Below are 6309 nucleotides of genomic sequence, written 5' to 3' on the forward strand. Positions count from 1 at the left end.
TAGCAACGGGATCGCGGCCCGCCTCGATACCCGCACGGGCCGCGTACCCTCAGAACTGGTAATTGATCGACAGATCGCAGACACCCTCGGTCTTGGTCTGGATGATCGGGCTGTGCGCGGCGCTGCCGAGCAGGCGCTTGATGGCGCCGTCCGCGCTCATGAACCAGTGCTTGTTGACGAAGTACACCATGGTGATGCCGAAGCCCGCTGATTTGAGGCCCGCGCTCGCCTCGTACTGCCGGTAGCCCGACGCCGCGGCCTGCTGGCCGTTCACGCCGAACCAGCTCTGCATGTAGTTCGAATCGGCGAACGTGACCGACGGGCCGGCGAACCAGTAGAAGGTCTTGCTGCTGCCCGGCAGCGGCATATAGGTGCCGAGATCGGCGGTCCAGCCGTTCGAGCCGCCAAAGCTGCGCGTAAAGGCCGCGCGCACCACCAGCGGAAAGTCCTTCGACACCACGTATTCGCCAGCGATTTTCATGAGCGGCGCGGGATTGATATTACCCATGCCGTTCAGGCGCGTTGGATCGTCGTGGCCGCGCCGCCCGAGGTCGTAGGCGGCCGCGATGCTCATGCGCCAGTTCTGGCCTTGCAGGAAATTCACGCCGAAGCCTTCGCCCGTCGAGCCGAACAGGATGTCCTTGTAGCGCAGGTCGATGCTCGGGCCGGCCATCATGTGATAGCGGTCGGAGCCGTCATAGCGGGGCTCGAAGGTCGAGCCTATGCCCAGGCGCGCTTCGAAGTCCGGGCGATCGGGCTGATAGAGCTTCTCCAGCGGAATGCCCGCTGAATACTGCCATTCGCCAAGCGGCGAAGGCGTCTGCGCGTGCGCGCGCGGCGCGAAGGCGGCAAGCGCGCAGGCGGTGGCTGCTACGGCGATCGACGATTGGCGCGCGGCGCGCGCACCCAAGCGGGCCTGCGGGTGCCGCCCCTGATATTGGCTTGTTGTGATTGTTGTCTTGTACGCAGCGGCCCAGGCGGGCACGGTGCGGGGCGAACGGGTTGCGAATGGCATGAGGCCTCCAGGATTGCCTGATCGTGCCGCGGGTGGTTCGTATCCGGTACATGTCCAGTGTGACAAAAGCCGGATTTGTACGCTTGTGCGGCGGCGCACGTCTCGCAATCGACGTGCCCGATATGGCACCTTCTATTCGAGCGCGTCCTCGGTTTGCGCCCCGTGGAGTTTCTGGATCGCGCGAAAAAACCGTCGGAAAAACAAAGGCTTTGCTTTATTACCGATGAATCGGCATGCGCAAAACGGTCTGCGCCGCGCGCCGGGTAACATCGATACAGGTATCGTTACTACCACCCAACTCCCTGTTTTTTATCGGTTTTTTTAGTCCGGGTGGATGCGGGATGCGGTTTTTGCGTGGCATAATCGATTCACAACGTAAGCCTCCCCGCAGTCAATTTATCCCCGCATATCATGGCAAAGACGCTCTACGACAAATTGTGGGACACCCATGTGGTCCACACGGAAGACGACGGCACGACGATCCTTTATATCGACCGTCATCTGCTGCACGAAGTCACCAGTCCGCAGGCTTTCGAAGGCCTGAAAATGCATGAGCGTCCGGTGTGGCGCATCAGCGCGAACCTGGCCGTTTCGGATCACAACGTGCCCACCACGGATCGCAGCCACGGTATCGCCGATCCGGTTTCGAAGCTGCAGGTGGATACGCTCGACACGAACTGCGACGCCTTCGGCATCACGCAGTTCAAGATGAGCGACCAGCGTCAGGGCATCGTGCACATCGTCGGTCCGGAACAGGGCGCGACGCTGCCGGGCATGACGATCGTCTGCGGCGACTCGCACACGTCCACGCACGGCGCATTTGGCGCGCTTGCGCACGGCATCGGCACCTCGGAAGTCGAGCACGTGCTGGCCACGCAAACGCTGCTGCAAAAGAAGAGCAAGAACATGCTCATCAAGGTGGAAGGCACGCTGCCGCGTGGCTGTACCGCCAAGGACATCGTGCTCGCCATCATCGGCAAGATCGGCACGGCGGGCGGCACGGGTTACGCCATGGAATTTGGCGGTTCGATGATCCGCGGCCTGACGATGGAAGGCCGCATGACGGTCTGCAACATGGCGATCGAAGGCGGCGCGCGCGCCGGCATGGTCGCCGTGGACGACACCACGATCGAATACCTGAAGAACCGTCCGTTCTCGCCGCAAGGCGCGGAGTGGGACCAGGCCGTCGAGTACTGGAAGCAGTTCCGTACGGACGACGGCGCGCACTTCGACCGCGTGGTCGAACTCTCTGCCGCCGATATCGTTCCGCAAGTGACGTGGGGCACCTCGCCGGAAATGGTCGTGTCGATCGACGGTCGCGTGCCGGATCCCGAGCGCGAAAAAGACCCGGTCAAGCGCGATGCAATGGAACGCGCGCTGCAATACATGGCGCTCGAACCGAACATGCCGATCGAGTCGATCAAGCCGGACAAGATCTTCATCGGCTCGTGCACGAACGCGCGTATCGAAGACCTGCGCTCGGCCGCTTATGTCGTGAAGAAGCTCGGCCGCCGCGTGGCTGCCAACGTGCGTCTGGCGATGGTGGTGCCGGGTTCGGGTCTGGTGAAGGCGCAAGCCGAACGCGAAGGCCTCGACAAGGTGTTCACGGAAGCGGGTTTCGAATGGCGCGAGCCGGGTTGCTCGATGTGTCTCGCCATGAACGCCGACCGTCTGGAACCGGGCGAGCGTTGCGCGTCCACCTCGAACCGCAATTTCGAGGGCCGTCAGGGCGCGGGCGGACGCACGCACCTGGTGAGCCCGGCCATGGCGGCCGCAGCGGCCATCGAAGGCCATTTCGTCGATATTCGCAAGCTCGGTTGAGGCCACGAATCATGGAAAAATTTGTCGTACACACCGGCCTCGTAGCGCCGCTCGATCGCGAAAACGTCGACACGGACGCGATCATTCCGAAGCAGTTCCTCAAGTCGATCAAGCGCACCGGCTTCGGCCCGAACGCTTTCGACGAATGGCGTTACCTCGACCACGGCGAGCCGGGTCAGGACAACTCGAAGCGTCCGCTCAATCCGGACTTCGTGCTGAACCAGCCGCGTTATCAGGGCGCTTCGGTGCTGCTCACGCGCAAGAACTTCGGCTGCGGCAGCTCGCGCGAGCACGCACCGTGGGCGCTCGACCAGTACGGCTTCCGCGCGATCATCGCGCCGAGCTTTGCCGACATTTTCTATAACAACTGCTTCAAGAACGGTCTGCTGCCGATCGTGCTGTCCGAAGCGGACGTCGATCATCTGTTCAACGAAACCTATGCGTTTAACGGTTTCGAACTGACGATCGATCTGGAGCAACAGGTTGTGCGCACAACGGACGGCGCGAAGTCGTATCCGTTCGACGTGGCCGCGTTCCGCCGCTACTGCCTCTTGAACGGCTTCGACGATATCGGCCTCACGCTGCGTCACGCCGACAAGATCCGCCAGTACGAAGCCGAGCGCCTCGCGCGCCAGCCGTGGCTGAACAACCGCGTCATCTAAGTACACATTCAGCGAGGAACATCAGGATGAAGATTGCAGTGCTGCCGGGCGACGGCATCGGTCCCGAGATCGTCAAGGAAGCCGTCAAGGTGCTGAACGCGCTCGACGAAAAGTTCGAGCTGGAAGAGGCGCCTGTTGGCGGCGCGGGTTACGAGGCGAGCGGCCATCCGCTGCCGGAAGCCACGCTCGCGCTGGCGAAGTCCGCCGATGCGATCCTGTTCGGCGCGGTGGGCGACTGGAAGTACGACTCGCTTGAACGCGCGCTGCGTCCGGAGCAGGCGATTCTGGGTCTGCGCAAGCACCTGGAACTGTTCGCCAACTTCCGCCCGGCGATCTGCTATCCGCAATTGACGGGTGCATCGTCGCTGAAGCCAGAAATCGTGTCGGGCCTCGACATCCTGATCGTGCGCGAACTGAACGGCGACATCTACTTCGGCCAGCCGCGCGGTCTGCGCGAATCGCCGGACGGTCTCTTCAAGGGCGCGCGTGAAGGTTTCGACACGATGCGTTACTCGGAACCCGAAGTGCGCCGCATCGCTCACGTCGCTTTCCAGGCTGCGCAAAAGCGCCAGAAGAAGCTGACCTCGGTCGATAAGGCCAACGTGCTGGAAACGTCGCAATTCTGGCGCGACATCATGATCGATGTCTCGAAGGAATATCCGGATGTCGAGCTTTCGCACATGTATGTCGATAACGCGGCGATGCAGCTGGTGAAGGCGCCGAAGGCGTTCGACGTGGTGGTCACGGGCAATATGTTCGGCGACATCCTCTCGGACGAAGCGGCGATGCTCACGGGCTCGATCGGCATGCTGCCTTCGGCGTCGCTCGACAAGAACAACAAGGGTCTGTACGAGCCGTCGCACGGTTCCGCGCCGGACATCGCGGGCAAGGGCATCGCCAATCCGCTGGCCACGATTCTCTCGGCCGCGATGATGCTGCGTTACTCGCTTGGCCGCGTAGAGCAGGCCGATCGCATCGAAACCGCGGTGAAGAAGGTGCTCGAGCAAGGCTATCGCACCGGCGACATCGTCACGCCGGACTGCAAGAAGGTCGGCACGGTGGAGATGGGCGACGCGGTGATCGCGGCGCTGTAAATGCAGGATGAAAGGGCATGCCTTCAATGGCGTGCCCTTTTTATTTCGAACACGTTAAACGCGTGTCGTAAATAGCGGAAAGTGCGGTTTTTGCCGCGCAAATTAACTGTTTCGTGTATATTGCTTCGATGGCGACGATCTCCCCGATCACGATTGTTACGAAAATCCACGGCGAAAAAACGGCCCGTGTGATTTCGCTCGCCATCAGCACGAAAACCATTACGAAAACGATCATCACGCGTTGATCGCTCGTCGTGCCCGCTCATCTTCCCCGCGCGGCCACGCCGGGCGAGCGAAGCGGGGAAGTGTCCAAATCAAGGGTTAGTCATGAACGTAGGTCTCGTAGGTTGGCGCGGCATGGTCGGCAGCGTGCTGATGCAGCGCATGCAGGAAGAACGTGATTTCGACCTGATCGAACCGGTGTTTTTCAGCACCAGCAATGCAGGCGGCGCGGCTCCGTCGTACGCCAAAAACGAGACGAAGCTCAAGGACGCGAACAGCGTCGACGAGCTCAAGAAGTGCGACATCATCATCACCTGCCAGGGCGGCGATTACACCAATGAGGTGTATCCGAAGCTGCGCGCGGCAGGCTGGACCGGTTACTGGATCGACGCGGCTTCGTCGCTGCGCATGAAGGACGACGCGGTCATCATTCTCGACCCGGTCAACCTCGACGTCATCAAGGATGCGCTCGTCAAGGGCCAGAAGGACTTCATCGGCGGCAACTGCACGGTCAGCCTGATGCTGATGGCGCTGGGCGGCCTGTTCCGCGAAGGCCTCGTCGACTGGATGACGGCCATGACCTACCAGGCCGCTTCGGGCGCGGGCGCGCAGAACATGCGCGAACTGCTCTCGCAGATGGGCGCGCTGAACGCGGCTGTGGCCACCGACCTGGCGAACCCGTCGTCGGCGATTCTGGATATCGACCGCAAGGTGCTCGCCACCATGAACAGCGACGCCATGCCCACGCAGAACTTCGGCGTGCCGCTCGCAGGCTCGCTGATTCCGTGGATCGACAAGGATCTCGGCAACGGCATGTCGAAGGAAGAGTGGAAGGGCGGCGCGGAAACCAACAAGATCCTCGGCAAGCCGGGCATGGGCCAGCCGGGTTCGATCCCGGTCGACGGTCTGTGCGTGCGTATCGGCGCAATGCGCTGCCACTCGCAGGCGCTCACCATCAAGCTGAACAAGGATGTGCCGCTCGACGAGATCAACGGCATCCTCGCTTCGGCCAACGACTGGGTCAAGGTCGTGCCGAACGAGCGCGAAGCGTCGATGCGCGATCTGTCGCCGGCCAACGTCACCGGCACGCTGTCGGTGCCGGTCGGTCGCCTGCGCAAGCTGGCGATGGGCGGCGAGTATCTGTCGGCCTTCACGGTCGGCGACCAGCTGCTGTGGGGCGCTGCTGAGCCGCTGCGCCGCATGCTGCGGATTCTGCTCGACAAGTGAATCATTTAAACTACGCGGCTAATGACGCGTAGACAGGCAAAAAGCGCCGCGCCAGTCGCGGCGCTTTTTTATTTTTCGCGGCCCTCGCGCATGGCCAGCGAGCCCGACCCCATGAATTCCCGTTTTTTCCCGTTTGATCGACCGCCGCGCGAGCGGCGTGCCAGGGCAACTGATGACCGTTCGACTTGACTCTGCTTCCGCTGACCGGGGCACCCAAAACACGAAGGCGCAACGCGCCATGCAGGCTGCCGCCGCTGCGGCGGTGCTG

General features: G+C 62.2%; 5 protein-coding genes. 4 read left to right on the plus strand and 1 reads right to left on the minus strand.

Annotated features, from left to right (window positions below; all coding sequences use genetic code 11):
* Nucleotides 1-49: 49 nt before the first annotated feature.
* Complete coding sequence (locus F3J17_RS31395) at nucleotides 50-1015, minus strand: MipA/OmpV family protein (RefSeq protein ID WP_167068814.1); 966 nt, start codon at nucleotides 1013-1015, stop codon at nucleotides 50-52.
* A gap of 411 nt (nucleotides 1016-1426) precedes the next feature.
* On the opposite strand from F3J17_RS31395, the gene leuC reads away from it, so the two are divergent.
* The 4 genes from leuC (at nucleotide 1427) to asd (ending at nucleotide 6041) form a co-directional block, all read left to right on the plus strand.
* Entirely contained in the window at nucleotides 1427-2836 is a 1410-nt protein-coding gene (leuC, locus tag F3J17_RS31400; RefSeq protein ID WP_167068818.1) for a 3-isopropylmalate dehydratase large subunit, read from the plus strand.
* Between the two features lie 11 nt (nucleotides 2837-2847).
* Nucleotides 2848-3498: a 3-isopropylmalate dehydratase small subunit gene (gene leuD, locus F3J17_RS31405; RefSeq protein ID WP_167068821.1), complete on the plus strand. Its 651-nt coding sequence runs from the start codon at nucleotides 2848-2850 to the stop codon at nucleotides 3496-3498.
* Between the two features lie 26 nt (nucleotides 3499-3524).
* Nucleotides 3525-4592, plus strand: a complete 1068-nt coding sequence (leuB, locus tag F3J17_RS31410) for a 3-isopropylmalate dehydrogenase (RefSeq protein ID WP_167068824.1) — start codon at nucleotides 3525-3527, stop codon at nucleotides 4590-4592.
* 327 nt (nucleotides 4593-4919) lie between these two features.
* Nucleotides 4920-6041 carry an aspartate-semialdehyde dehydrogenase gene (gene asd / locus F3J17_RS31415; protein WP_167068827.1) on the plus strand — a complete coding sequence of 374 codons (1122 nt, stop codon included), beginning with the start codon at nucleotides 4920-4922 and terminating at the stop codon, nucleotides 6039-6041.
* The last annotated feature ends 268 nt before the right edge of the window (nucleotides 6042-6309 follow it).

This window comes from Burkholderia sp. Ax-1719 (assembly GCF_011753055.1).
GTDB lineage: Bacteria > Pseudomonadota > Gammaproteobacteria > Burkholderiales > Burkholderiaceae > Paraburkholderia.